The sequence below is a fragment of the Pseudomonas chaetocerotis genome (genome assembly GCF_015712105.2).
GTDB classification, from domain to species: domain Bacteria; phylum Pseudomonadota; class Gammaproteobacteria; order Pseudomonadales; family Pseudomonadaceae; genus Aquipseudomonas; species Aquipseudomonas chaetocerotis.
The window spans coordinates 64,878-90,265 of record NZ_JACFYX020000003.1; the positions used below are offsets into that span (position 1 = coordinate 64,878).

General features: G+C 62.4%; 22 protein-coding genes. 10 read left to right on the plus strand and 12 right to left on the minus strand.

Going from position 1 to position 25,388, the window contains the following annotated elements:
* Positions 1 to 36 precede the first annotated feature (36 nt).
* From dnaJ to grpE, 3 genes are all read right to left on the minus strand, one after another.
* The gene (gene dnaJ, locus H3221_RS06565; RefSeq protein ID WP_021489335.1) at positions 37 to 1,164 is read right to left on the minus strand and encodes a molecular chaperone DnaJ; all 1,128 of its coding nucleotides are present in this window, start codon (positions 1,162 to 1,164) and stop codon (positions 37 to 39) included.
* Between the two features lie 135 nt (positions 1,165 to 1,299).
* Positions 1,300 to 3,216: a molecular chaperone DnaK gene (dnaK, locus tag H3221_RS06570; RefSeq protein WP_192980671.1), complete on the minus strand. Its 1,917-nt coding sequence runs from the start codon at positions 3,214 to 3,216 to the stop codon at positions 1,300 to 1,302.
* A gap of 99 nt (positions 3,217 to 3,315) precedes the next feature.
* Complete coding sequence (grpE, locus tag H3221_RS06575) at positions 3,316 to 4,062, minus strand: nucleotide exchange factor GrpE (RefSeq protein ID WP_318011426.1); 747 nt, start codon at positions 4,060 to 4,062, stop codon at positions 3,316 to 3,318.
* Here grpE and recN point away from each other — a divergent pair.
* Positions 4,043 to 5,719 carry a DNA repair protein RecN gene (gene recN / locus H3221_RS06580; RefSeq protein ID WP_196473585.1) on the plus strand — a complete coding sequence of 559 codons (1,677 nt, stop codon included), beginning with the start codon at positions 4,043 to 4,045 and terminating at the stop codon, positions 5,717 to 5,719. The genes grpE and recN overlap by 20 nt on opposite strands.
* A gap of 83 nt (positions 5,720 to 5,802) precedes the next feature.
* Here the strand turns inward: recN and fur are convergent, their stop codons facing one another.
* On the minus strand, positions 5,803 to 6,207 hold the full coding sequence (fur, locus tag H3221_RS06585; protein ID WP_003240531.1) for a ferric iron uptake transcriptional regulator: 405 nt from the start codon (positions 6,205 to 6,207) through the stop codon (positions 5,803 to 5,805).
* 94 nt (positions 6,208 to 6,301) lie between these two features.
* Here fur and H3221_RS06590 point away from each other — a divergent pair, with 94 nt between their 5' ends.
* Positions 6,302 to 6,820, plus strand: coding sequence for an outer membrane protein assembly factor BamE (locus H3221_RS06590; RefSeq protein ID WP_196473584.1), 519 nt, complete (start codon positions 6,302 to 6,304; stop codon positions 6,818 to 6,820).
* 69 nt (positions 6,821 to 6,889) lie between these two features.
* Here the strand turns inward: H3221_RS06590 and H3221_RS06595 are convergent, their stop codons facing one another.
* Genes H3221_RS06595 through H3221_RS06605 form a run of 3 tightly spaced genes read right to left on the minus strand, consistent with a single transcriptional unit; the run spans position 6,890 to position 9,041 of the window.
* Complete coding sequence (locus H3221_RS06595) at positions 6,890 to 7,210, minus strand: RnfH family protein (RefSeq protein ID WP_160017271.1); 321 nt, start codon at positions 7,208 to 7,210, stop codon at positions 6,890 to 6,892.
* On the minus strand, positions 7,203 to 7,637 hold the full coding sequence (locus tag H3221_RS06600; RefSeq protein ID WP_196473583.1) for a type II toxin-antitoxin system RatA family toxin: 435 nt from the start codon (positions 7,635 to 7,637) through the stop codon (positions 7,203 to 7,205). Before H3221_RS06600 ends, H3221_RS06595 begins: the two co-directional genes overlap by 8 nt.
* A complete protein-coding gene (locus H3221_RS06605) occupies positions 7,638 to 9,041 on the minus strand; it encodes a sodium-dependent transporter (protein WP_196473582.1) in 1,404 nt (467 codons plus the stop codon). It abuts the gene before it with no gap.
* Positions 9,042 to 9,180: 139 nt separating this feature from the next.
* On the opposite strand from H3221_RS06605, the gene smpB reads away from it, so the two are divergent.
* Entirely contained in the window at positions 9,181 to 9,663 is a 483-nt protein-coding gene (gene smpB, locus H3221_RS06610; RefSeq protein ID WP_017675350.1) for an SsrA-binding protein SmpB, read from the plus strand.
* Positions 9,664 to 9,896: 233 nt separating this feature from the next.
* Here the strand turns inward: smpB and H3221_RS06615 are convergent, their stop codons facing one another.
* Entirely contained in the window at positions 9,897 to 10,670 is a 774-nt protein-coding gene (locus H3221_RS06615) for an FCD domain-containing protein (protein ID WP_196473581.1), read from the minus strand.
* A gap of 295 nt (positions 10,671 to 10,965) precedes the next feature.
* On the opposite strand from H3221_RS06615, the gene H3221_RS06620 reads away from it, so the two are divergent.
* The 3 genes from H3221_RS06620 to dld all read left to right on the plus strand — a co-directional run bounded on the left by H3221_RS06620 (position 10,966) and on the right by dld (position 15,605).
* Positions 10,966 to 12,660: an L-lactate permease gene (locus H3221_RS06620; protein WP_196473580.1), complete on the plus strand. Its 1,695-nt coding sequence runs from the start codon at positions 10,966 to 10,968 to the stop codon at positions 12,658 to 12,660.
* 82 nt (positions 12,661 to 12,742) lie between these two features.
* Positions 12,743 to 13,882, plus strand: coding sequence for an FMN-dependent L-lactate dehydrogenase LldD (gene lldD, locus H3221_RS06625; RefSeq protein WP_196473579.1), 1,140 nt, complete (start codon positions 12,743 to 12,745; stop codon positions 13,880 to 13,882).
* A 4-nt stretch (positions 13,883 to 13,886) separates the two neighbouring features.
* A complete protein-coding gene (dld, locus tag H3221_RS06630) occupies positions 13,887 to 15,605 on the plus strand; it encodes a D-lactate dehydrogenase (protein WP_196473578.1) in 1,719 nt (572 codons plus the stop codon).
* Between the two features lie 328 nt (positions 15,606 to 15,933).
* Here the strand turns inward: dld and clpB are convergent, their stop codons facing one another.
* The 4 genes from clpB to H3221_RS06650 all read right to left on the minus strand — a co-directional run bounded on the left by clpB (position 15,934) and on the right by H3221_RS06650 (position 20,638).
* On the minus strand, positions 15,934 to 18,498 hold the full coding sequence (gene clpB / locus H3221_RS06635) for an ATP-dependent chaperone ClpB (RefSeq protein WP_196473577.1): 2,565 nt from the start codon (positions 18,496 to 18,498) through the stop codon (positions 15,934 to 15,936).
* A gap of 119 nt (positions 18,499 to 18,617) precedes the next feature.
* On the minus strand, positions 18,618 to 19,355 hold the full coding sequence (locus H3221_RS06640) for a nitroreductase family protein (protein WP_196473576.1): 738 nt from the start codon (positions 19,353 to 19,355) through the stop codon (positions 18,618 to 18,620).
* Positions 19,356 to 19,488: 133 nt separating this feature from the next.
* On the minus strand, positions 19,489 to 19,974 hold the full coding sequence (locus H3221_RS06645; protein ID WP_192980661.1) for a glutathione peroxidase: 486 nt from the start codon (positions 19,972 to 19,974) through the stop codon (positions 19,489 to 19,491).
* 178 nt (positions 19,975 to 20,152) lie between these two features.
* Positions 20,153 to 20,638 carry an FKBP-type peptidyl-prolyl cis-trans isomerase gene (locus H3221_RS06650; protein WP_021489343.1) on the minus strand — a complete coding sequence of 162 codons (486 nt, stop codon included), beginning with the start codon at positions 20,636 to 20,638 and terminating at the stop codon, positions 20,153 to 20,155.
* A gap of 11 nt (positions 20,639 to 20,649) precedes the next feature.
* Between H3221_RS06650 and H3221_RS06655 the strand changes: the two genes are divergently transcribed.
* The 4 genes from H3221_RS06655 to H3221_RS06670 all read left to right on the plus strand — a co-directional run bounded on the left by H3221_RS06655 (position 20,650) and on the right by H3221_RS06670 (position 25,386).
* Positions 20,650 to 20,934 carry a DUF3565 domain-containing protein gene (locus tag H3221_RS06655; RefSeq protein WP_196473575.1) on the plus strand — a complete coding sequence of 95 codons (285 nt, stop codon included), beginning with the start codon at positions 20,650 to 20,652 and terminating at the stop codon, positions 20,932 to 20,934.
* Positions 20,935 to 22,119, plus strand: coding sequence for an acetate kinase (locus H3221_RS06660; RefSeq protein WP_196473574.1), 1,185 nt, complete (start codon positions 20,935 to 20,937; stop codon positions 22,117 to 22,119). It abuts the gene before it with no gap.
* Positions 22,120 to 22,128: 9 nt separating this feature from the next.
* Complete coding sequence (gene pta / locus H3221_RS06665) at positions 22,129 to 24,222, plus strand: phosphate acetyltransferase (RefSeq protein ID WP_196473573.1); 2,094 nt, start codon at positions 22,129 to 22,131, stop codon at positions 24,220 to 24,222.
* Positions 24,223 to 24,489: 267 nt separating this feature from the next.
* Entirely contained in the window at positions 24,490 to 25,386 is an 897-nt protein-coding gene (locus H3221_RS06670; RefSeq protein WP_196473572.1) for an acyltransferase, read from the plus strand.
* The last annotated feature ends 2 nt before the right edge of the window (positions 25,387 to 25,388 follow it).

A 25,388-nucleotide genomic window follows, 5' to 3' on the forward strand; every position in this document is an offset into this window, starting at 1 on the left:
AAGCTGTCGCCCCGGCATCACCGGGGCGCTTTGGGATTAAACGTCGCCGAAGAAGCGCTTCACGCCCTCGAACCAGCCACTGGCCTTGGGCGAGTGGGAATCGTCACCCTGCAGCGACTTGCGGAACTCATCGAGCAGCTCGCGCTGGCGCTTGTTCAGGTTGACCGGCGTTTCCACCGCGACGCGGCACATCAGATCACCCGCCGCACCACCGCGCACTGGAGCCACGCCCTTGCCACGCAGACGGAACAGCTTGCCGGTCTGAGTACCTTCCGGAATCTTCAGCTTGACCCGACCATCAAGGGTCGGCACTTCCAGTTCGCCGCCCAGCGCCGCATCGGCGAAGCTGATCGGCACTTCGCAGTACAGATGCTTGCCGTCACGCTGGAAGATCGCATGCTCACGGACGTTGACCACCACATACAGGTCACCGGCCGGACCGCCATGCGTGCCGGCCTCACCTTCGCCGGACAGACGAATGCGATCACCGGTGTCGACACCTGGCGGCACCTTGACCGACAGCGTCTTGCTCTCTTCCACGCGCCCCTGGCCATGGCAGCTGCCACAAGGGTCGGTGATCATCTTGCCGCTGCCGTGGCAACGCGGGCAGGTCTGCTGCACGGAGAAGAAGCCCTGCTGCATGCGCACCTGACCGATGCCACCACAAGTGGTACAGGTGACCGGGCTGGTGCCCTTCTTGGCGCCTGAACCATCGCAGGTCTTGCAGCCGACCAGGGTCGGCACGCGGATGGTCACGGTGGTGCCGCGCACCGCTTCTTCCAGATCCAGCTCGAGGGTATAGCGCAGGTCCGAGCCGCGCTGGGCACCGCCACGCGAGCCGCCGCGAGCACCGCCGAAGAAGTCGCTGAACACATCACCGAAGATATCGGAGAAGTTGGCGCCACCGAAACCAGCGCCACCACCGCCGCCCATCTGCGGGTCGACCCCGGCGTGGCCGTATTGGTCGTAGGCCGAGCGCTTGGCCGCGTCAGAAAGTACTTCGTAGGCCTCGTTGGCCTCCTTGAATTTCTCTTCGGCGTCTTTGTCGTCCGGGTTGCGGTCCGGGTGATATTTCATCGCCAGGCGCCGGTAGGCCTTCTTCAGCTCGGCTTCACTAGCGCCGCGCTCGACCCCCAGGATCTCGTAATAATCACGTTTTGCCATAGTTGTGCTGCACTCTCAGATTCGTGAGCTCCAGATACGCCGACGCGGGAGAAGGCTCCCGCGCGGCGAATCCTGCCCGTCGCGAGCGACGGTGGAGCGTGAAGAAGAGGCGGCCCGCCGAGCAGGCCGCATCCCTTACTTGTTCTCCTTGACCTCTTCGAACTCAGCGTCGACCACGTCGTCACCGGCATCCTTGGCGTCGCCAGCGTCAGCCTGGGCGGCACCGCCCTGTGGCTGCTCGGCATACATCTTCTGCGCCAGCGGCGTGGTGGCCTCGGACAGTGCGTTCATCTTGGCCTCGATGGCTTCCTTGTCGTCGCCTTTCACGGCCACTTCCAGTTCGCCAATGGCCTTCTCGATGGCCGCTTTCTCGTCGGCAGTGGCCTTGTCGCCAGCCTCGGTGAGCATCTTGCGGGTGGCGTGCACCAGCTGATCGCCCTGGTTACGCGCAGTGGCCAACTCTTCGAACTTGCGGTCTTCCTCGGCGTTGGCCTCGGCGTCGCGCACCATACGCTCGATTTCATCATCGGACAGACCGGAGTTGGCCTTGATCACGATGGACTGCTGCTTGCCAGTGGCCTTGTCCTTGGCGGAAACGTGCAGGATACCGTTGGCATCGATGTCGAAGGTCACTTCGATCTGCGGCACGCCACGCGGAGCCGGCGGAATTTCGGCCAGGTCGAACTTGCCCAGCGACTTGTTCTGTGCGGCCTGCTTGCGCTCACCCTGCAGCACGTGAATGGTCACGGCACTCTGGTTGTCATCGGCAGTGGAGAACACCTGCGACTTCTTGGTCGGAATGGTGGTGTTCTTCTCGATCAGCGCGGTCATCACGCCACCCATGGTTTCGATACCCAGGGTCAGCGGAGATACGTCCAGCAGCAGCACGTCCTTGACGTCACCGGCCAGAACGGCGCCCTGAATCGCTGCGCCCATGGCAACGGCTTCGTCCGGGTTGACGTCCTTGCGCGCTTCCTTGCCGAAGAACTCGGTCACCAGCTTCTGCACCAGCGGCATGCGGGTCTGACCACCGACCAGGATCACATCGTTGATCGAGCCGACGTCGACACCGGCATCCTTCAGCGCGATACGGCAAGGTTCAATGGTGCGCTGCACCAGGTCTTCGACCAGCGATTCGAGCTTGGAACGGGAGATCTTCACGTTCAGGTGCTTCGGACCGGTGGCATCTGCAGTGATGTACGGCAGGTTGACGTCGGTCTGCTGGCTCGAGGACAGCTCGATCTTGGCCTTCTCGGCGGCCTCCTTGAGGCGCTGCATGGCCAGCGGGTCGCCCTTGAGGTTCATGCCGGTTTCTTTCTTGAATTCGTCGACGAGGTAGTCGATCAGACGAATATCGAAGTCTTCGCCGCCAAGGAAGGTGTCACCGTTGGTGGCCAACACTTCGAACTGGTGCTCGCCATCGACTTCAGCGATTTCGATCACGGAAACGTCGAAGGTACCGCCACCCAGGTCATAGACGATCACGGTGTGGTCGCCCTTGGCCTTGTCCATGCCATAGGCCAGCGCAGCAGCAGTCGGCTCGTTGATGATGCGCTTGACGTCCAGACCGGCGATACGACCAGCGTCCTTGGTTGCCTGGCGCTGGCTATCGTTGAAGTAGGCCGGAACGGTGATGACCGCTTCGGTGACCGCTTCGCCGAGATAGTCTTCGGCGGTCTTCTTCATCTTCTTGAGAATTTCAGCCGAGATTTGCGGCGGCGCCATCTTCTGGCCGTTCACTTCAACCCAGGCGTCACCGTTGTCAGCCTTGGCGATCTTGTACGGCACCATCTGAATGTCTTTCTGTACGACTTCTTCGTCGAAGCGACGACCGATCAGACGCTTCACCGCATACAGGGTGTTGTGCGGGTTGGTCACAGCCTGACGCTTGGCCGACTGCCCCACAAGGATTTCACCGTCGTTGGCGTAAGCGATGATAGACGGCGTGGTGCGCGCGCCTTCGGCGTTCTCGATTACCTTGACGTTGCCATTTTCCAGAATAGAGACACAGGAGTTGGTGGTCCCCAGGTCGATACCGATAATTTTGCCCATGAATGTTCTCCCGAAACTTTGATTTTTCCGTCGCCTCGTTTCTCGGGCGCCGGCAGCACTAAAACGCTTGACTTAAAAATGGGGTCGTTAAGGCTGATTTCAAGCCTGCTCGTCGATACTCGGCGGCGGCGTCATTGGCGCCTTGCTGACCACGACCATGGCCGGACGCAGCAGGCGACCATTGAGCAGATAGCCCTTCTGGAACACCTTGAGCACCGAGTTCGGCTCAGCATGAATACTCTCTTCCATGGCCATGGCCTGGTGATGCTCCGGGTTGAACGGCGCACCATGCGGGTCGATGGCTTCCAGGTTGTAGCGAGCCAGGGTGTCATGGAACAGCTTGAGGGTCAGTTGCATGCCCTCACGCACGGCCTTGATCGATACGTCGTCAGGGCTGGACAGCTCCAGGCCGCGCTCCAGGCTGTCGATTACCGGCAGCAGATCGCCAGCGAACTTTTCCAGCGCAAATTTGTGTGCCTTCTCTACATCCTGCTCCGCGCGACGACGCACGTTCTGCAGGTCGGCAGCCATGCGCAGCGACTGATCCTGCGCAGCGGCCAGTTGCTCTTCCAGCGTTTGCACGCGAGCAGCCAGCTCGTCACCAGGCGCCACAGCTTCTGCTGCCTGCACCTCGGGATTCTGCGTATCCAGGGTCTGTTCGTCAGCCATGCCTTTCTCCTCTCGAAAAAACTGGCGCGATACCGACTCGCGCTCCTGCCGCCTATATGGAGTCAATTCCACAGGTTTCAAGGGGCAATAGGGAGGATTGCCAGAGAAAGAAAAAACACTGTATAAATAAACAGACTTCAATTCGGGAGCGTTCGCCATGCTGGTGCACCTGTCCATTCACAACTACGCCATCGTCGACCACCTGGATCTCGAGCTAGATGCCGGCATGAGCGCCATCAGCGGCGAGACTGGTGCCGGCAAGTCGATCATGCTCGACGCCCTCGGCCTGTGCCTGGGTGATCGCGCCGACAGCGGCGTGGTACGCCCGAGCGCAGACAAGGCTGACATTCTCGCCAGCTTCGATCTGGCGGACATTCCCGAAGCCCGTAGCTGGCTCGCCGAGCGGGATCTGGACAACGACGGCCCGTGTATCCTGCGTCGGGTGATCACCGCCGAAGGCCGCTCGCGCGGCTATATCAACGGCAGCCCCTGCCCGCAGGCCGACCTCAAGGCCCTTGGCGAGCTGATCATCGATATCCACAGCCAGCACGAGCATCAGTCGCTGCTCAAGACCGATACCCACCGTCGCCTGCTCGACGAATACGCTGGCAGCCAGGATCTCGCGCGCCAGGTGCAACTCGCCGCGCAGCGCTGGAAGCAGACGCGCAACGAGCTGGAACGTATTTCCAGTCAGGGCGACGAGCAGCGCGCGCGCCACCAACTGCTCAGCTATCAACTCGAAGAGCTGGAAAATCTGGCGCTGGGCGACAACGAACTGGAACAGCTGGAACAGGAACACAAGGCCCTGAGCAATGCTGAAGCGCTCCTTGCGGCCTGTCGCCAGGTGCTCGACCTGTGCAGCGAGAGCGATGCCGGCAACGTGCTGTCGGCTCTGACCGCCAGCCTCAACCGCCTGGGCGCCTTTGGTGGCCAGGGCGGCGCCTTGAACGAAGCCAGCAACCTGCTGGCCAGTGCACAGATCCAGGTGGAAGAAGCCGTCGGCGAGCTGAATCGCTTCCTCGATCACTTCGATGCCGACCCGGAGCGTCAGCAGTTTCTCGAAGAGCGCCTGGACAGCATCTACACCCTGGCCCGCAAGCACCGCATTCAGCCAGCCGAACTGGCCGCCCTGCAGCAGCAGTTGTTCGAAGAGCTTGAGGGCCTGAATGCCGACGACCAGGCCAGCGAACGCCTGGCCGAAGAGCTGGCAGCCTATGAACGCCATTACCAGGAAAAGGCTGTCGAGCTCAGCACACTGCGCAGCAATGCTGCCGAACGCCTGGCCGCTGCAGTTGCGCAGGAAATGCAGGCACTCGGCATGCCTGGCGGGCGTTTCAACATCCAGCTCCAGGCCATGAGCAACGAAGAGCCCCATGCCAGCGGCCTGGAGACAGTGGAGTTCCTGGTCAGCGCCAACCCTGGCCAGCCGCTACGCGGCTTGGCCAAGGTAGCATCCGGCGGTGAACTGTCACGTATCAGCCTGGCGATCCAGGTGATCACCGCACAGACCTCGCGCGTACCAACCCTGGTATTCGACGAAGTGGACGTCGGTATCGGCGGCCCGACCGCCGAAGTGGTCGGGCAGTTGCTGCGCCGCCTTGGCGAACGCGGTCAGGTACTGTGCGTCACCCACCTGCCGCAAGTCGCCGCGCAGGGCCATCAACATCTGTTCGTGCACAAGCGCCGCGGCGAAGATGCCACGTCTACCGCCGTGAGCAAGCTGGACGAGAGCGGCCGCGTCGAGGAAATCGCCCGCATGCTCGGCGGCGTCGACCTGACCGAGGAATCCCTGGCTCACGCCCGCAAGATGGTCACCAGCGCCCAGGCTGCCTGACGCAACGTAGCCCGGGTGCAGTCCGGGCCACGACAAAGCAAAAAGGCGACCCCTGGGTCGCCTTTCTCATTACAGCAGAAGAATCAGCTCTTCTTGCGCACGTACAGCACCAGGTTGTGATCGACCAGCTCGAAACCGTGCTCTTTGACGATCTCCTTCTGGCGCTTTTCGATCTCGGCGTCGAAGAACTCGATCACTTCACCGGAGTCGACACAGACCATATGGTCGTGATGGCCGCTGTCAGCCAACTCGAATACGGCATGGCCGCCATCGAAGTTGTGACGCACCACCAGGCCGGCAGCCTCGAACTGAGTCAGCACGCGGTACACGGTGGCCAAGCCAACGTCCTCACCCGCCTCCATCAGGGCCTTGTAGACATCCTCCGCACTCATGTGGCGGTGCTCGGCGTTGTCGAGCATTTGCAGGATTTTGACTCGTGGCAGAGTCACCTTCAGTCCAGCTTTGCGCAGTTCGTTATTTTCAACCATGGTCTGCTTTCTCATGGATGCTGCTTCGCAGCACCCTTCAATACGGGTATGATCCGGGGTTCAAGTTGCCCAAGATAGTGGAAGTCACCCTCCGATGCAAAAAACCAAGCTCTTGCTGACCAGCCTGTCGCTGACCGGGCTCTTCGCACTCGCCGGTTGTTCATTCCCCGGGGTTTACAAGATCGACATTCAACAGGGCAATGTCGTGACACAGGACATGATAGACCAGCTGCGCCCGGGAATGACCCGACGCCAAGTGCGGTTTATCATGGGCAACCCGTTGATCACCGACACCTTCCATGCCGATCGCTGGGATTATCTGTACAGCCTCCAGCCTGGCGGTGGGCAGCGCCTGCAGGAACGCGTCAGCCTGGTATTCGACGGCAGCGACCAACTGGTCGGTCTGGCCGGCGATTTCATGCCCGGCGTCAGCCGTGACCAGGCCATCATGGGCGAAGGCAGCGACACCAGCAGTGCGCAGCCGCAAGCCAAACCACAGGACGAAACCCCGCCGGCGCCAGGCTCGTTGCTGGAGCAGATTCAGCGTGAGGTGGATCAGGTCGAAACCGTTCCGGTCCCGACTCCCGAGCCGCTGGACACCGAGCCGCAGTAACACGCGGACACGAAAAAGCCCGAAGCGAATCCGGGCTTTTTCATATCTACCGCCTTACGACCTGCTGGGTCAGTTCGACTCTTCGCCTTCTTCCCTGGCCTTGGCTTTGGCCGCACGCTGCTTGCGTACCTCCTTCGGGTCGGCGATCAACGGCCGATAGATCTCGACTCGCTCCCCTTCCTCCAGCACTCGCTCTTCCGGCTTGCCTACCGCCTTGCCAAAAATACCCAGTGGCGCCTGGCTCAGATCCAGCTCCGGAAAGAACTGCTGCATACCAGAACGCAGCGCGGCCTCGCGCACCGTGGTGCCTGCAGGTACGGACAGACGCAGGAGCTTCTGCCGTTCGGCAAGGGCGTAGACCACTTCGATGGCGATACTGGGCTTATCCATACAGCTGTTTGGCTCGCTGGCAGAAGGCATCGACCATGGTATTGGCCGCCTGATTGAACAACGGTCCCAGCGTGGCACGCACCAGTGGCCCGGCATAGTCGAAGGTCAGGTCCAGACTGATCTTGCAGGCCTTGTCACCCAACGCCTTGAATTCCCAGACGCCATGCAGGCTGGTGAAAGGCCCTTCCTGCAGGTTCATCTCGATACGCTGCCCAGGCTGCAGGACATTACGCGTGACGAAGCGCTGGCCAATGCCGCCCTTGGCCACTTCGAGGCTGGCCAGCATGTGCGTCTCGCTGACCTCCAATACCTCACTGGCGCTGCACCAGGGCAGAAATCGCGGGTAACCAGCCACATCGTTGACGAGATCGAACAGTGCCTGAGCCGGGTACGGCAGCAACGCCGAACGCTGGATTCGAGTAGCCATTTACTTGCTCAGCTCCGCGATGAAAACGATCAGCACGCCGATTGGTGCCACGACGCGAATCAGCCAGAGGGCCAGATTGAACAGCAGCGGGCTTCTGATGGACAACTCTTCACGCACAGCATCACGGCTCAGCACCCATCCGGCGAACATGGCGAAAGACAGCCCGCCGAGCGGCAGCAGGATACGGCTGGTGAGGTAATCGATGCTGTCGAAGAACGTCTTGCCGCCCTCGGCCCCCCACTGCAACAGATGGAAACCGTCCCCGGCGAAGACGAAGAACTTGGCCTCGGCCCAAAGATTGAACGACAGCACCGTGCCCATCCCGACCAGCCAGCACAGCAGCGCCAGCACGGCGGTTACCTGCGCGCGGCCACGCCCTGTTTTCTCGACGAAGTAGGCCACGGCCGGCTCCAGCATGGAGATCGACGAACTCCATGCTGCAACAGCCACCAGCACGAAGAAGATCAACCCCATCACCTGACCGAAAGCGATATTACCGAAGGCAATCGGCAGGGTGACGAACATCAACCCCGGCCCGCCACCCGGCTCCAGGCCGGCGGCAAAGACGATGGGGAACAGCGCCAGACCCGCAGTCAGCGCCACCAGGGTATCGAGCACGCCAACGGTCAGCACCGTAGCGCCGATCGAGGCCTTCTTCGGCATGTAGGCGCCGTAGACCATGATCGAACCCACACCCACGCTCAAAGTGAAGAAGGCATGACCCATGGCAGCCAGAATGCCGTCCTGCACCTTGCTCGGGTCGAAATGGAAGAGGAAGTCGAAACCTTCGCGGAAATGCCCGGTGGTAAAGCTGTAGCCCAACAGCACCAGCAACAGCACGAACAGTAGCGGCATCATGATACGCAAGCTGCGCTCCAGACCCGCCACCACCCCCTTGGCGATGACGAACGCGGTGATCAGCATGAACAGGCTATGCCACAGGGTCAGCCGCCACGGATCGGAAGTCAGACCGCCGAACGCCGCACCAGCCCCATCGGCGCTGATGCCGGTGAAGTCGCCACGGCCCATGCCGATGATGTAATCCAGCGACCAACCGGCGACCACGCTGTAGAACGACAGTATCAGTAGCGCGGCGACCATCCCCATCAGCGCAGCCAGCGACCAGTGCTTCGAGGCTCCGGCTTCGATCGCCAGGCTCTTCATCGCATTGACCGGGCTCTGCCGGCCACGGCGACCGATCAGAGTTTCCGCCAGCATGATCGGCACACCCACCAGGGCGATGCAGAACAGGTACATGACGACGAACGCACCACCGCCGTAGACCCCGGTCATATAAGGGAATTTCCAGATATTGCCGAGACCGACCGCCGAACCGGTCGCTGCCAGAATGAACACCCAGCGACTGGCCCAGGCACCATGAATCGAAACGTTGTCGCTCGCCATTGCGGCCAAGACCCCATACTGCGGGAAAAAAAGATCGCGCATTGTCGGAGATTCACCCGGCAGGCTCAAGCGTAAGCCGGCAACCGGCCAGGAGAGCCCCATAGCGCAGGCGCGGACGACTCCCTATAATGCGCGCCCTATGGCTAAGCAAAAGAAACATCCTCAAGGCACCATCGCGCTGAACAAAAAGGCGCTGCATGACTATTTCATCGAACACAAGTTCGAGGCCGGCCTGGTGCTGTCCGGCTGGGAAGTGAAGAGCCTGCGTGCCGGCAAGGCACAGCTGGTCGACAGCTACGTGCTACTCAAGGATGATGAGGCCTGGTTGATGGGCTGCCACATCACGCCACTGAAAACTGCCAGCACCCATGTCATCGCCGACCCGACCCGCACGCGCAAGCTGCTGCTGAACAAACGCGAGCTGGAAAAGCTGTTCGGCTCCGTACAGCAGAAGGGCTACACCGCCGTGGCGCTGTCGCTGTACTGGAAGCAGCATCTGGTCAAATGCGAGATTGCCCTGGCCAAGGGCAAGAAGGACTTCGACAAGCGCCACACCGAGAAGGAACGTGACGCCGACCGCGAGGTTCAGCGCGCGATGCGCAGCAAGGGCAAGGACGACTAAGAGCAGCTGCAAGCTTCAAGCCGCAAGCCTTAAGAAAAGCTCAAGACGTAGGGCGAAGCGGAACGCGGGCAGAGAGTCCGCCGCAACGCAAGCCGCCGCTGGTGCGATGCGCGCGGCGCACCCTACGGCCTCGGCCACAACATCACTGATGGGTGCGCCATGCGCACCAAAATCTCCCTTCGAGTCACAACCGGATAGCGCAACGAGGGCCAGCAGCCGTGCGCAGAGCGTGCCTACGGCCTGACAGCCCCGCGCCGCTGCGCCCGCTCCACCCGCCGCGCCTCCAGTTGCACTTCCGAGAGCACTTCCTGCACATAGTCGATGTGCTGATTGGAGAGCTCGCGGGCGTCTTCCGCGCGACCTTCGATGATCGCCTTGTACAGCGCGCGATGCTGCTCGATCAGCATGTCGCGGGTCTCTTCGCGCTGGGCATACATGCCGCCGATGTTGGTCACCACGTTGCGCTTGAGCAGGTCGAACAAGCCACGAATGGTGTGCAGCAGAACGGCGTTGTGGCTGGCCTCGGCGATCGCCAGGTGAAAACGCGCATCGGCAGCGCCCTCTTCGGCGCGAGTCACCTTGCCGACTCGCGCGTAGCAATCCAGCAAGGCTTCGAACGCCTCGGTTAGACGCTGGCGGTCGATATCGGTGGCGCGCCTGGCCGCGTAGTAGGCGCAAGAGCCTTCCAGCGTGTGACGAAATTCCAGCAGGTCGCGCTGAGCGTCTTCCTTGTGCTCCAGCAGCTGCAACAGCGGGTCGCTGAAGGTCGAGCCGAGTGATTCGGCGACATAGTTACCGCCACCCTGGCGACTGACCAGCAGCCCCTTTGCCACCAGTTTCTGGATCGCTTCACGCAGGGACGGACGAGATACACCGAACTGCTCGGCCAGCGCACGCTCTGCAGGCAGTCTCTCACCGGCACGCAAGGTGCCCTCGAGAATCATGGTTTCCAGTTGCGCGACGATGTCATCGGAGAGACGACGCTGCCGCACCTGACCTACTTCCATCACCCACATCTCCATTGGTTTGACCAGGCTGAAGGCCTGACAGGGCAAGCCTATAGCGCCCTTCTTCGCTGAACAAGCAAGCACACTACGACCAAAGTCTTAGCCTCCCGATTTGACAGTCCATTGAGCAACTTTTAACCTGAGCCCGCTACTTTGTAAATTGGTATTACCAATTTAACCAACAAGAACAACAAACCATCGAGGTCACGCCATGACAGCCCTACGCGCTGCAAGCCTGTTCGATCACGCCTCATCCCTGCCGCGCCAGCTGCGCGTTCGTGTGGAGTAAGACTCAATGTCCAACGGAATTCTCGCTCTGCTGGCGTTCTCGCCGATTCTGCTCGCTGCCGTTCTGCTGATCGGTCTGCGCTGGCCGGCCAAACACGCCATGCCGCTGGTCTACCTGGTGACTGCCGCTGTCGGCCTGTTCGCCTGGGACATGACCTTCAACCGCGTCCTGGCCTCCACCCTGCAAGGCTTGCTGATCACCCTTGGCCTGCTGTGGATCATTTTCGGCGCCATCCTGCTGCTGAACACCCTCAAGCACTCCGGTGGCATCACCGCCATTCGTGCCGGCTTCACCACCATCAGTCCTGACCGGCGCATCCAGGCGATCATCATCGCCTGGCTGTTCGGTTGCTTCATCGAGGGCGCATCGGGCTTCGGTACGCCAGCCGCCATCGCTGCACCGCTGCTGGTGGCCATCGGTTTCCCGGCGATGGCAGCCGTGCTGATGGGCATGCTGGTACAAAGCACGCCGGTATCCTTCGGCGCCGTCGGTACACCGATCATCGTCGGCCTCAATACCGGCCTGGATACCGCCACCATTGGTGCACAGCTGGTCGAGCAGGGGTCGTCCTGGGCGCAGTTCCTGCAGTTGATCACCAGTGAAGTGGCGATCATCCATGCCACCGTTGGCGTGGTCATGCCGGTCATCATGGCGATGATGCTGACGCGCTTCTTCGGTCAGGAGAAAAGCTGGAAAGCTGGCCTGGAGGTCATGCCGTTCGCCATTTTCGCCGGGCTGGCCTTCGTCGTACCGTATGTATTCACCGGCGTCTTCCTCGGCCCTGAATTTCCGTCGCTGCTGGGCGGACTGATCGGCCTGGCCATCGTCACCAGCGCCGCACGATTTGGCTTCCTGGTGCCGAAGAAGACCTGGGACTTCGCCCCGGCGGACAAATGGCCGAGCGAGTGGCTGGGCACCGTCGAGATGAAACTGGACGAACTGACCGCCAAACCGATGAGCGCACTGCGCGCCTGGCTACCCTATGTGCTGGTCGGCGCCCTGCTGGTTATCAGCCGTGTATTCCCGGAAGTGGGCAACGCGCTGAAAGCGGTAGTGGTGAATTTCCCGGACCTGATGGGCGAAGCCGGTGTCAGCGCCAACTTCCAGCCGCTGTACCTGCCGGGCGGCATTCTGGTTGCCGTGGTGCTGGCCACCTTCTTCCTGCATGGCATGAAGGCACGTGACCTGGGCAAGGCGGTGAAAGAGTCGTCCAGCGTATTGCTCAGTGCCGGCTTCGTGTTGCTGTTCACCGTGCCGATGGTACGTATCCTGATCAACTCCGGCGTCAACGGCGCCGAGCTGGCCAGCATGCCGATCCTCATGGCGCGCTGGGTGGCCGACAGCGTTGGCGGCATCTATCCGCTGCTGGCCCCGAGCATCGGCGCCCTGGGTGCCTTCATCGCCGGCTCCAACACCGTCAGCAACATGATGTTCAGCCAGTTCCAGTTCGGCGTGGCCAGCAGCCTGGGTATCTCCAGCGCGCTGATCGTCGCGGTCCAGGCCGTTGGCGCCGCCGCCGGCAACATGGTGGCGATCCACAACGTGGTAGCGGCTTCGGCCACCGTTGGCCTGCTCGGCCGTGAAGGCAGTACCCTGCGCAAGACCATCTGGCCGACGCTGTATTACCTGCTGTTCACCGGCATCATCGCGATGATCGCGATCTATGTGCTGGGTGTCAGCGATCCGCTGATGCCTCGCTGATGCACCGATAGTGCCCGCCCCGACATCGTCGGGGCATTTGCCGTCAGGCTACGCTTCCCCTTTTCAGCAACAGGATGAGCCCATGATCATTTCTGCCTCGACCGACTATCGCGCTGCCGCTCAACGCAGGCTGCCACCCTTCCTGTTCCATTACGCCGATGGCGGCGCCTACGCCGAGCACACCCTGCGCCGCAACGTCGCCGATCTGTCGGACATCGAACTGCGCCAGCGCGTGCTGAAGAACATGTCCGAGCTGGACCTGTCCACCGAGCTGTTCGGCGAGAAGATGTCGATGCCGGTAGGCCTGGCACCTGTTGGCCTGACCGGCATGTTCGCTCGTCGTGGCGAAGTACAGGCCGCCAAGGCAGCAGCGGCCAAGGGTATTCCCTTTACCCTGTCCACCGTTTCAGTGTGCCCGATCGAGGAAGTGGCCCCAGCCATTGATCGGCCGATGTGGTTCCAGCTCTATGTGCTGAAAGACCGCGGCTTCATGAAGAACGCACTGGAGCGCGCCAAGGCCGCCGGCTGCTCGACGCTGGTGTTCACCGTCGACATGCCCGTGCCCGGCGCCCGCTACCGTGACGCGCACTCCGGCATGAGTGGCCCGAACGCTGCACTGCGCCGCATGCTGCAGGCCATGACTCACCCGCAATGGGCCTGGGACGTCGGCCTGATGGGCAAACCGCATGACCTGGGCAACATCTCCGCCTACCGCGGCAATCCGACCGGCCTGGCCGACTATATCGGCTGGCTGGGCGCCAACTTCGACCCGTCGATTTCCTGGAAGGACCTGGAATGGATCCGCGACTTCTGGGACGGCCCGATGGTGATCAAGGGCATCCTCGACCCCGAAGACGCCCGAGATGCCGTGACCTTCGGCGCCGACGGCATCATCGTGTCCAACCACGGCGGTCGTCAGCTCGACGGTGTGCTGTCCAGCGCCCGCGCCCTGCCGGCCATCGCCGACGCGGTCAAGGGCGAGCTGAAGATTCTCGCCGACTCCGGCATCCGCACCGGCCTCGACGTGGTGCGCATGCTCGCCCTTGGCGCGGACACCGTGCTGCTCGGCCGCGCCTTCCTCTATGCTCTGGCCGCAGCCGGTGGCGCCGGGGTGAGCAACCTGCTCGACCTGATCGAGAAGGAAATGCGCGTGGCCATGGTGCTGACCGGTGCCAAGTCCATCGCCGAAATCACTCCGAATCTGCTGGTAAAGGAGCGTTGAGCCAATGACTGCTGCCGTCACCACCTCCGTCACCCGTGACGCCCTGCTGGCGCAGATGCGCCAGATCGTCGGTGGCAGCCACGTGCTGACCGACGAGCAAGCCACACGGCGTTTCCGCAAGGGCCACCGTACGGGTGAAGGAAACGTGCTGGCGGTGGTGCGCCCCGGCTCCTTGCTGGAGCAGTGGCGCATCCTGCAGGCGGCAGTAGCAGCCGACCGCATCGTCATCATGCAGGCCGCCAATACTGGCCTCACCGGCGGCTCCACCCCCGACGGTGCCGATTACGACCGCGAGATCGTGTTGATCAGCACCCTGCGCATCACTGGCGTACAACTGATCAACGAAGGTGAGCAGGTGGTGTGCCTGCCCGGCGCGACCCTGGATCGTCTGGAACAGGCTTTGGCGCCGCTGAATCGCGAACCGCACTCGGTGATTGGCTCGTCCTGCATCGGCGCCTCGGTGCTAGGCGGTGTCTGCAACAACTCAGGGGGCGCCCTGGTGCGCCGTGGCCCGGCCTATACCGAGCTGGCGCTGTACGCACAGGTTAAAGATGACGGTTCGCTTGAACTGGTCAACCACCTGGGGATCGAGCTGGGCAACGATCCGGAGGAAATCCTCACCCGCCTGCAGAACGGCGACTACACACAGCAGCAGGTGCGCAACGAAGAAACGGCAAAGGCCTCCGACGCGCGCTACGGCGAGCACGTGCGCGATGTTGATGCCGACACTCCGGCGCGCTTCAACGCCGACCCATCGCGACTGTTCGAAGCCTCCGGTTCGGCCGGCAAGCTGTGCCTGTTCGCGGTGCGCCTGGACACCTTCCCGAAAGAGCCGAGCACGGTGTTCTACATCGGCAGCAACGACCCGCACGACCTGACCGAAGTGCGCCGTCACCTGCTGGCCAGGCTACCGCGCTTGCCGATTGCGGGTGAGTACATTCACCGCACGGCCTTCGACATCGGCGAGAAGTACGGCAAGGACACCTTCCTGGTAATCGACAAATTCGGTACGTCCAGGGTACCGGCGGCCTTCGCCATGAAGAGCCGGGTCGACGGCTTCTTCGAACGCTTCGGCCTGCGCGGTGTGACCGACAAGGTGATCCAAACCCTGATGAACCTGCTGCCAAGCCATTTGCCGGCACGCATGCGCGAATACCGCGACCGCTTCGAGCACCACCTGCTGGTGCGCGTCTCCAACGACACGCTGGAGCAGACCCGCGCCTTCCTCGCCGAATACTTCACCGACAGCACCAGCGGCGCCTATTTCGAGTGTGATGCCGATGAAGGGCGCAAGGCCTTCCTGCATCGCTTCGCCGTGGCCGGTGCGGCCATTCGTTACCGCGAGTCGCACCGCAGCAGCGTCGAGGACATCCTCGCCCTGGATATCGCCCTGCGCCGCAATGATCGTGACTGGGTCGAGACGTTACCGCAGGAGATGGAAGAGCAGATCATCCACAAACTCTACTACGGGCACTTCTTCTGCCATGTGTTCCATCAGGACTACATCGTCAGGAAGGGCGTCGACCCGATCGAGATGGAGCACCGCATGTGGAAGCTGCTGGACGAACGCCGCGCCGAGTACCCGGCCGAGCACAACGTCGGCCACCTGTACGTGGCCAAGCCGGCGCTGGCGGGGTTCTACCGCGAGCTCGACCCGACCAACACCTTCAACCCCGGCATCGGTCAGACATCGAAGAAAAAGCATTGGGGGAATTGCTGCTAAGGCGTTACGTGCAAGGGTGGATGTCGCTCTTTACATCCACCATGGCGCAGACTCAATGATCCACCAGGGTATCGCGGGGGTCGCCCAGGCTGTGCGCACCTTCTAACCGCCACCGTTGCCCCGGTGCGCACGGCGCACCCTACGCGTGTCACGTCAGCTTCGTGGATCACGCTTTATCGACCCGCCATGGCGGCGGATGCATCAGGCGCTTTCGGCTAGGGCATCCTGTGTCCATGCAATCCTAGCGGCGACAGTCGCGGCTAAAGCCCCTCCCACAAAAGCGAAGGCCCGCCAAATTGGCGGGCCTTTGTTTTAACGCGGCACTCGATCAGGCGAAGACGATCTCCTCGCCGTCGACCTTGGCATGCACCACAGCCCCCGGGGCGAAATCGCCGGAGAGTATCTGTTGCGCCAGCGGGTTCTCGATCCAGCGCTGGATCGCACGCTTGAGCGGGCGCGCGCCGTACACCGGGTCGTAGCCGACGGCGATCAGCTTGTCGAGCGCCTCCGGTGTCAGCTCCAGGCTCAGCTCACGCTCGGCCAGACGACCACGCAAACGTCCTAGCTGGATCTCGGCGATACCAGCGATCTGCTCGCGGCCCAGCGGTTCGAACACCACCACTTCGTCGATACGGTTGATGAACTCGGGACGGAAGTGGCTGCTCACCGCATCCATCACCGCCGCGCGCTGGGCTTCGCGGTCGCCGACCAGCTCCTGGATCTGCGCCGAACCGAGGTTGGAGGTCATCACGATCACCGTGTTCTTGAAGTCCACGGTGCGGCCATGGCTGTCGGTGAGGCGACCATCTTCCAGTACCTGCAGCAGCACGTTGAATACGTCCGGGTGAGCCTTCTCGACTTCATCCATCAGTACCACGGAGTACGGCTTGCGGCGCACCGCTTCGGTCAGGTAACCACCTTCTTCGTAGCCAACATAGCCGGGGGGCGCACCGATCAGGCGAGCGACGCTGTGCTTCTCCATGAACTCGGACATGTCGATACGCACCAGCGCCTCCTCGGTGTCGAAGAGGAACTCGGCCAGCGCCTTGCACAGCTCGGTCTTGCCCACCCCGGTCGGACCGAGGAAGAGGAACGAGCCGCTCGGCCGGTTGGGGTCAGCCAGGCCGGCACGCGAGCGGCGTACGGCGTTGGCAACGGCGACCACCGCTTCGTCCTGGCCGATCACACGCTGGTGCAGCAGCCCTTCCATCTTCAACAATTTTTCGCGCTCGCCCTCGAGCATCTTGCTCACCGGAATACCGGTCCACTTGGACACGACTTCGGCGATCTCTTCATCGGTGACCTTGTTGCGCAGCAGCTGGTTCTCGCTCTTGCCGTGCTGGTCGACCATCTGCAGGCTGCGCTCGAGATCCGGAATGATGCCGTACTGCAGCTCCGCCATGCGGTTGAGGTCACCCTTGCGCCGTGCCGCCTCGAGCTCGGTCTTGGCCTGCTCGATGCGTTGCTGGATCTGCGCCGAACCCTGAACTTCAGCTTTCTCCGACTTCCAGATTTCCTCCAGGTCGGCGTATTCCTTCTCCAGCCGGGCAATGTCTTCCTTGAGTTTTTCCAGGCGCTTGAGGGCCGCGTCGTCGTCTTCCTTCTTCAGCGCTTCGCGCTCGATCTTCAACTGGATCAGGCGACGATCCAGGCGATCGAGTTCCTCCGGCTTGGAGTCGATCTCCATGCGGATGCGGCTGGCGGCCTCGTCGATCAGGTCGATGGCCTTGTCCGGCAGCTGGCGGTCGGTGATGTAGCGATGGCTGAGCTTGGCCGCGGCAATGATCGCGCCATCGGTGATGGTCACGCCGTGGTGCACCTCGTAGCGCTCCTTCAGGCCACGCAGGATGGCGATGGTGTCCTCCTCACTCGGCTCGTCCACCAGCACCTTCTGGAAGCGGCGCTCCAGCGCGGCGTCCTTCTCGATGAACTGGCGGTACTCATCCAGCGTGGTGGCACCGACGCAGTGCAGCTCACCACGGGCCAGGGCTGGCTTGAGCATGTTGCCGGCGTCCATGGCGCCCTCGGCCTTGCCGGCACCGACCATGGTGTGCAGCTCGTCGATGAACAGAATGATGCGCCCTTCCTGCTTGGAGAGCTCGTTGAGCACGGCTTTCAGACGCTCCTCGAACTCACCACGGAACTTGGCGCCGGCGATCAGCGAGCCCATGTCCAGCGACAGCAGGCGCTTGTCTTTCAGACCATCGGGTACTTCGCCATTGATGATGCGCTGGGCCAGGCCCTCGGCGATGGCCGTCTTGCCGACGCCGGGTTCGCCGATCAGCACCGGGTTGTTCTTGGTGCGGCGCTGCAACACCTGAATGGTGCGACGAATCTCGTCGTCACGGCCAATCACCGGGTCGAGCTTGCCCTCCTCGGCACGCTTGGTCAGGTCGACGGTGTACTTGTCCAGCGCCTGGCGTGACTCCTCGACATTGGGGTCGTTGACCGCCTGGCCGCCGCGCAGATTGGCGATGGCGTTTTCCAGGGCCTTCTTCGACACGCCCTGGCCAAGCAGTAGCTTGCCCAGTTTGGTGTTCTCGTCCATCGCCGCGAGCAGCACCAGCTCGCTGGAAATGAACTGGTCACCGCGTTGCTGTGACAGGCGGTCGGCCTGGTTGAGCAAACGCGCCAGATCCTGCGACAGGTTGATGTCGCCGGTGGGGTTCTGCAGTTTACCGAGCTGATCCATTTCTCGGGTCAGGGCTTGCCGCAGACTGTTGATGTCGAAACCAACCTGCATCAGCAGCGGCTTGATCGAACCACCCTGTTGCTCGAGCAGCGCCTGCATCAGGTGCAGCGGCTCGATGGCGGCGTGGTCCATGCCCACCGCCAGGGATTGGGCGTCGGAGAGTGCAAGTTGCAGCTTGCTGGTCAAACGATCGATACGCATAAATGTCCTTCCTCCAGAGTGGCGAGCCGGGACAACATCCCCGAAAAAAGAAACTCGCTGAGATGCAGACTAGATAAGGACGATTACGCCGTATTCAAGACATGACAACTTGATCCAGATCAGCGCCAGATCACCTGCTGCTCCAGCGGAAAGCGCAACCGTGGGTTGTACACGCCCTTCTCGCCCTGCCGCCCGACGGCCAGCAACATGATGGGGATGGCATGACGAGGGATATCGAGCACACGACGCAAACGCACCTCGTCGAAACCTTCCATCGGACAGGTGGCATAGCCATGGCTCTGAAAGGCCAGCATCAGGTTCTCCGCCGCCAGCGCGGTGGACTTCACCGCCCACAGGCGCATGTCGGCCTTGCTGTTGGGCTTGCGCATCAAGGGTTTGCGCACACCCATCAGGCGCACCAACTGACGCTTGAACAAACCCAGCAAGCCCAGCGGCCCCTGGTTGTACTGGAAGGGCGCGGTCTTGCTGTAGAAATTGCGGATGCGCGCCGGCACCTCGGCCTCCGGCCAGTAATCGATGACGTTGCGACAGGCCTGACGCCAGGTGTCCGGGCGCGCCAGCACGGCGATGATCAGCGGCGCGCGAGCGGCGTTCTGGCTCATGCATACCGGGTGCAGCTGCGCCAGCAGCGCCGGATCGCGAATTACCTGGAAACTCCAGGGCTGCAGGTTGCAGGAATTTGGCGCCAGCACGGCCAGCTCCAGGCAATCGCGAATCACATCCTCGGGCACCGGCTCAGGCGTAAAACGACGCACTGCGCGGCGGCTTTCGATCAGTGCACGCAACTCGGCCGGAGAGGCCATGGCAGGCAGTTGCTCGTTGGGAAAGCTGGTCATGGGGCACTCCTCGGCATGTCGGCCGATTAAGCAACCGGATGACGATGCGAACAAGAGCGCAAAGGGAAATGACCGCGGGTTTGGCCGATTAGCCTCACCTGCGCCCGGGATAGAGGGCGCAGGCGTCGCTATTTCAGAGGCCCAGAGCTTTTTCGATGGCCTGGATCAAGGTCGGATCGTCCGGTGTGGTGCGCGGCGAGAAACGCGCCAGCACACGGCCATCCTGGCCGACCAGAAACTTCTCGAAATTCCAGGTGACATCACCCGGAAACTCGGCGCCCTCACCGGCCAGCAGACGATAGAGCGGGTGACGAGCCGGGCCGTTGACCTCCATTTTGCTGCCCAGCGGGAAACTGACGCCGTAGTTGAGGGTGCAGAAATCGCGAATTTCCGCTTCGCTGCCGGGCTCCTGGCCGGCGAACTGGTTACAGGGTACGCCCAGAACGGTGAAACCATTGCCCTTGTACTGCTGATAGAGTTTTTCCAGCCCGGCGTATTGAGGCGTCAGGCCGCACTTGGAGGCCACGTTGACCACCAGCACCACCTGGCCCTTGTAGGGCGCCAACGGCAGTTCCTGGCCGTCCAGAGCACGCAGATTGAGATCGTGAAAGGCACTCATGACGAACTTCCTCAGCGAATTCAGTGCAGCGGGCGCAAGGCCCCGTAAATCATCAAGGCGGCTGCGAATGAGCACGCCGACATACATGAAAAAGGCGCCCTGAGGCGCCTTTATCGCAAGTTTGAGCTTAGCAGCGGTTGATCCAGTCGGAACGACCGCAAGTCGCCTGACAGGCGACTCAGTGGTGGTGACCACCTTCGCCATGGATATGACCATGAGCCACTTCTTCTTCGCTGGCGTCACGCACGCCTACGACCTTGACCTTGAAGTTCAGGCGCTGACCAGCCAGCGGGTGGTTGCCGTCGACAGTCACGTCGTCGCCGTCGATATCGCGGATGGTAACGATCTGCATGCTGCCGTCCGGGCCCGAAGCGTGGAACTGCATGCCCACTTCCAGAGTGTCGACGCCTTCGAACATGGCGCGGCTCAGCGTCGCGACCAGCTCGGCGCTGTACTCGCCGTAGGCTTCTTCCGGCTCGACGGAAACGTCCAGCTCATCGCCAATCTGCTTGCCAACCAGGGCCTTCTCGAGACCGGCGATGATATTGCCGGCACCATGCAGATAGACCAGCGGCGCGCCGCCACTGGAGCTGTCGATCACCTCACCGGCATCGTTGGTCAGGGTATAGTCGATGGAGACGGCCTTGTTGGCGGCGATCAGCATGGGGAGACCTTTTGCAAAAGATAAATGAACGGGCAAGTTTAACCAAGGCCAGCCTGGATTGCGACCCGAGCCCAGACAAACGGGCCGTGCGTATCGTTGATTTTCGTCAGGATGATCACGGCGACTGGGTGGCAGTCTTGTCTTGTGGCCATACTCAGCATGTACGCCACCAACCGCCCTGGCAGAATCGGCCCTGGGTACTCGATCCCGAGCAGCGCCAACTCAAGCTGGGAAGCCTCTTCCCGTGTGGCTGGTGCGCCACGGATCGGTCGCACGATGAATCCAAGGAAGCTTAAATGTCTGCACGCAACATTCTGGTGATCAACTGCGGCAGCTCGTCGATCAAGTTCGCCCTGGTCAACGAAGCGCAGGAAATCTTCATGCTCAGCGGCCTGGCCGAGCGTCTTGGCAGCCCCGAGGCGGTGCTGCACTGGCAACAAGGCGAACAAAAGGACAGCCTGGTCCTGCCTGGCGCCGACCACCGCCTGGCCCTGTCTCATCTTCTACCTGTGGTACAGCAGGCTGCAGCCGGCGAGCTGCACGGCATCGGCCACCGAGTGGTACATGGCGGCGAGCATTTCTCCGGCGCCTCTCGTCTGGACACCGCCAGCCTGCAGGCCATCCGCGAAGTCGCGCCGCTGGCGCCCCTGCACAACCCTGCGAATCTGCAGGGCATCGAGGCGGCGATGAAGCTGTTCCCGGACCTGATCCATGTGGCGGTATTCGATACCGCCTTTCACCAAAGCCTGCCCGAGCACGCCTACCGCTACGCCGTACCGCAGGCGCTCTACGCCGAACACGGCGTGCGCCGCTATGGCTTCCACGGCACCAGTCACCACTATGTCAGCCGCAAGGCCGCGCAGATGAGCGGCCTGGCATTCGACGCCAGCAGTTGGCTGGTCGCGCACCTTGGCAATGGCAGCTCCACCTGCGCCGTGGAAAACGGCCACAGCCGCGACACCAGCATGGGGCTGACTCCGCTGGAGGGCCTGGTGATGGGCACACGCAGCGGCGATGTCGACCCCAACCTGCACGGCCACCTGGCACGCACTCTGGGGTGGAGCCTGGAGAGGATCGACAGCATGCTCAACAAGGACAGCGGCCTGCTCGGTCTGTCCGGTCTGTCCAACGACATGCGCACGCTGGAGCAGGCTCGCGAGCGGGGCCATGCCGGCGCGACCCTGGCCATCGAGGTGTTCTGCTACCGCCTGGCCAAGTCGCTGGCGGCGATGAGCTGCGCGCTGCGCCGTCTCGATGGCCTGATCTTCACCGGAGGTATCGGCGAGAACTCGACGCTGATCCGCAGCAGGACCGTGGATCACCTTAGCCTGCTAGGGCTGCAGCTGGATGCCCAGGCCAACGCCCGCTGCGTGCGCGGCGTCGCCGGTACCATTCACGCCGACGGCCATCCGCGCGTACTGGTGGTACCCACCAATGAAGAGCGGCAGATCGCCCTCGATACCCTTGCCCTGCTCGACTGAGGCTTTTTCATGCATACCTTCTTCATCGCTCCCACCGGTTTCGGTGTCGGCCTTACCTCCATCAGTCTCGGCCTGGTCGGCGCGCTGGAGCGCAGCGGCCTCAAGGTCGGCTTCTTCAAGCCCATCGCCCAGCCGCATGCCGGCGACCTCGGCCCAGAGCGCTCCAGCGAGCTGATCGCCCGCACCCACGGCCTGAACTCGCCCAAGCCGCTGCCGCTCAGCCACGTCGAACGCATGCTCGGCGACGGCCAGCTGGATGAACTGTTGGAAGAAATCATCAGCCTCTATCAGCAAGCGGCCGCTGACAAGGACGTCGTCATCGTCGAAGGCATGGTGCCGACGCGTCACGCCAGTTACGCCGCGCGAGTCAACTTCCACTTGGCCAAGAGCCTGGACGCCGACGTGATCCTGGTCAGCGCTCCGGAAGACGAGAACCTCACCGAACTGTCCGACCGCATCGAAATCCAGGCGCAGCTATTCGGCGGGCCGAAGGACCCGAAGGTGCTCGGCGTGATTCTCAACAAGGTGCGCAGCGAAGATGGCATCACCGCCTTTGCCGAGCGCCTGCTGGAACTCTCACCACTGCTCAAGAGCCAGGACTTCCGCCTGCTCGGCTGCATTCCCTGGCAGGACGAACTGAACGCGCCGCGCACCAAGGACATCGCCGAGCTGCTCGGCGCGCGCATCCTCAACGCTGGCGATTACGAGCAGCGACGCATGTTGAAGATCGTGCTCTGCGCCCGCGCTGTGGCCAATAGCGTGCAGTTGCTCAAACCAGGCACCCTGGTGGTGACGCCGGGTGATCGCGACGACATCATCCTCTCTGCCAGCCTCGCGGCGATGAATGGCGTGCCGCTGGCCGGCCTGCTGCTGTGCAGCGATTTCGCCCCCGACCCACGCATCATGGAACTGTGCCAGGGCGCCCTGGCCAGCGGCCTGCCGGTGATGACCGTGGGCACGGGCTCCTACGATACCGCCACCCACCTCAACCGCCTGAACAAGGAAATCCCGCTGGATGACCGCGAGCGTGCGGAGAAGGTCTCCGACTTCGTTGCCGGGCATATCGATCATGACTGGTTGAGCGCCCGCTGCGGCACACCGCGCGAGCTGCGCCTGTCGCCCCCGGCCTTCCGCTACCAACTGGTGCAACGAGCCAAGGCCGCCGCCAAGCGTATCGTCCTGCCCGAGGGCAGCGAACCTCGCACGGTGCAGGCAGCCGCCATCTGCCAGGCGCGCGGCATCGCCCGCTGCGTATTGCTGGCCAAGCCGGAAGACGTGCATGCAGTCGCCCGCGCCCAGGGTATCGAGCTGCCGGAAGGCCTGGAAATTCTCGACCCGGATCTGATTCGCGGTCGCTACATCGAGCCGATGGTCGAGCTGCGCAAGGGCAAGGGCCTTAACGCGCCGATGGCCGAGGCGCAACTGGAAGACACCGTGGTGCTCGGCACCATGATGCTGGCGCTGGACGAGGTGGACGGCCTGGTCTCCGGCGCCATCCACACCACTGCCAACACCATTCGCCCGGCGCTGCAGCTGATCAAGACTGCGCCGGGTTACAACCTGGTGTCCTCGGTATTCTTCATGCTGCTGCCGGACCAGGTGCTGGTCTATGGCGACTGCGCGGTGAACCCCGATCCCAACGCCGAGCAGTTGGCGGAGATTGCCCTGCAGAGCGCCGCCTCGGCGCAGGCCTTCGGCATTCCGCCGCGCGTGGCCATGCTCAGCTACTCCACCGGTGATTCCGGCAGCGGCGAGGAGGTAGAAAAGGTACGTGCTGCCACCCGCATGGCACGCGAGAAGCGCCCCGACCTGCTACTCGACGGCCCGCTACAGTACGACGCAGCGGCCATCGAGAGCGTCGGTCGGCAGAAAGCACCGAACAGCCCGGTAGCCGGTCGCGCCACGGTGTTCGTATTCCCTGACCTGAACACCGGCAACACCACCTACAAGGCGGTGCAGCGCAGCGCCGACTGCATCAGCGTCGGCCCAATGCTGCAGGGCCTGCGCAAGCCGGTGAATGACCTGTCGCGCGGTGCGCTGGTCGACGACATCGTCTATACCATCGCGCTGACGGCCATTCAGGCGGCTGATCTGCCGAGCTAGAGAGGCCGTAGGGTGAGCTGTGCGCACCATGGAAAGCTGGGTGCGCGCCGGCCACAATAGCCGGTGCACGCGGCGCACCCTACGAGCCACCGAAACCCACGAGTCAGTACTGGCACTTGCAGGTCAGTGCACAACCGTTACCCTTGGCGCCGAACCAGCTCGCTGCACGGAACGCCGCAGCTCTTTCGACTGATACGGGGCGCAGAGAAAGCCCCTTTCTCAGGCTGCCCGCCGGGCGTGCAGCCTGCTTATGGAGGCGTTCGCCCGATGCTGCACTTTCTTCCCGCGCCACTGCGCGGCCTGATCGCGAGCCTGCTACTGGCTCTCAATACCCTGTTCTGGTGCTGGCCGCTGTTCTTCGTCGCCCTGCTCAAGCTGCTGCTGCCCTTCGCGCCGATCCAGCGCGCGCTGCGCTTCGTCATGCATGCCATCGCCGAAAGCTGGATCGGCATCAACAAGTTCTGGATGCGCCTGGTTGGCCATATTGAATGGAAGGTTCAGGGGCTGGAACGCTTCGATACCCGTCACTCCTATCTGGTGACCAGCAACCACCAGAGCTGGGTAGACATTCTGGTGCTGCAGTACCTGCTCAACCAACGTATGCCGCTGCTGAAGTTCTTCCTCAAGCAGGAGCTGATCTGGGTGCCGGTGATCGGCCTGTGCTGGTGGGCGCTGGAGTTTCCCTTCATGAAGCGCTTCAGCAAGGAATACCTGGCCAAGTACCCGGAAAAGCGCGGCCAGGACCTGGCCACCACGCGTAAGGCCTGCGCGCGTTACAAGACCAACCCCGTGGCGGTATTCAACTTCCTCGAGGGCACCCGCCTGACCCCGGCCAAGCATGCGCAGCAGCAGTCGCCGTTCAAGTACCTGCTCAAGCCCAAGGCGGGCGGTATCGCCTTCGTGCTCGACGCGATGGGTGAGCAACTGCACGCCATCGTCAACGTCACCATTCATTACCCACATGGTGTGCCAGGCTTTTGGGACTTGCTCTGTGGCCGCCTGGATGCCGTGCAGGTGTTTTTCAAACAGGTCGAGATTCCGCGCGAATTCATCGGCCGCAATTACGATCAGGACGATGACTACCGTCTGGCCTTCCAGCAGTGGGTCAATCGCCTGTGGGAAGAGAAGGACGCGGAACTCGCCAGACTTCATCAGCAAGCCTGAAA

Coding starts and splice junctions, on each gene's coding strand:
- H3221_RS06670 (WP_196473572.1), top strand. CDS start 24,490: ATGCTGCACTTTCTTCCCGCGCCACTGCGCGGCCTGATCGCGAGCCTG.
- H3221_RS06590 (WP_196473584.1), top strand. CDS start 6,302: ATGCAAAAAACCAAGCTCTTGCTGACCAGCCTGTCGCTGACCGGGCTC.
- H3221_RS06650 (WP_021489343.1), bottom strand. CDS start 20,638: ATGCTGATCGCCGCCAACAAGGCCGTCTCCATCGACTATACCCTGACC.
- fur (WP_003240531.1), bottom strand. CDS start 6,207: ATGGTTGAAAATAACGAACTGCGCAAAGCTGGACTGAAGGTGACTCTG.
- H3221_RS06660 (WP_196473574.1), top strand. CDS start 20,935: ATGTCTGCACGCAACATTCTGGTGATCAACTGCGGCAGCTCGTCGATC.
- dnaK (WP_192980671.1), bottom strand. CDS start 3,216: ATGGGCAAAATTATCGGTATCGACCTGGGGACCACCAACTCCTGTGTC.
- smpB (WP_017675350.1), top strand. CDS start 9,181: ATGGCTAAGCAAAAGAAACATCCTCAAGGCACCATCGCGCTGAACAAA.
- lldD (WP_196473579.1), top strand. CDS start 12,743: ATGATCATTTCTGCCTCGACCGACTATCGCGCTGCCGCTCAACGCAGG.
- grpE (WP_318011426.1), bottom strand. CDS start 4,062: ATGGACAGGTGCACCAGCATGGCGAACGCTCCCGAATTGAAGTCTGTT.
- H3221_RS06645 (WP_192980661.1), bottom strand. CDS start 19,974: ATGAGTGCCTTTCACGATCTCAATCTGCGTGCTCTGGACGGCCAGGAA.
- H3221_RS06605 (WP_196473582.1), bottom strand. CDS start 9,041: ATGGCGAGCGACAACGTTTCGATTCATGGTGCCTGGGCCAGTCGCTGG.
- dnaJ (WP_021489335.1), bottom strand. CDS start 1,164: ATGGCAAAACGTGATTATTACGAGATCCTGGGGGTCGAGCGCGGCGCT.
- H3221_RS06600 (WP_196473583.1), bottom strand. CDS start 7,637: ATGGCTACTCGAATCCAGCGTTCGGCGTTGCTGCCGTACCCGGCTCAG.
- H3221_RS06620 (WP_196473580.1), top strand. CDS start 10,966: ATGTCCAACGGAATTCTCGCTCTGCTGGCGTTCTCGCCGATTCTGCTC.
- H3221_RS06615 (WP_196473581.1), bottom strand. CDS start 10,670: ATGGAAGTAGGTCAGGTGCGGCAGCGTCGTCTCTCCGATGACATCGTC.
- H3221_RS06640 (WP_196473576.1), bottom strand. CDS start 19,355: ATGACCAGCTTTCCCAACGAGCAACTGCCTGCCATGGCCTCTCCGGCC.
- pta (WP_196473573.1), top strand. CDS start 22,129: ATGCATACCTTCTTCATCGCTCCCACCGGTTTCGGTGTCGGCCTTACC.
- recN (WP_196473585.1), top strand. CDS start 4,043: ATGCTGGTGCACCTGTCCATTCACAACTACGCCATCGTCGACCACCTG.
- clpB (WP_196473577.1), bottom strand. CDS start 18,498: ATGCGTATCGATCGTTTGACCAGCAAGCTGCAACTTGCACTCTCCGAC.
- H3221_RS06595 (WP_160017271.1), bottom strand. CDS start 7,210: ATGGATAAGCCCAGTATCGCCATCGAAGTGGTCTACGCCCTTGCCGAA.
- dld (WP_196473578.1), top strand. CDS start 13,887: ATGACTGCTGCCGTCACCACCTCCGTCACCCGTGACGCCCTGCTGGCG.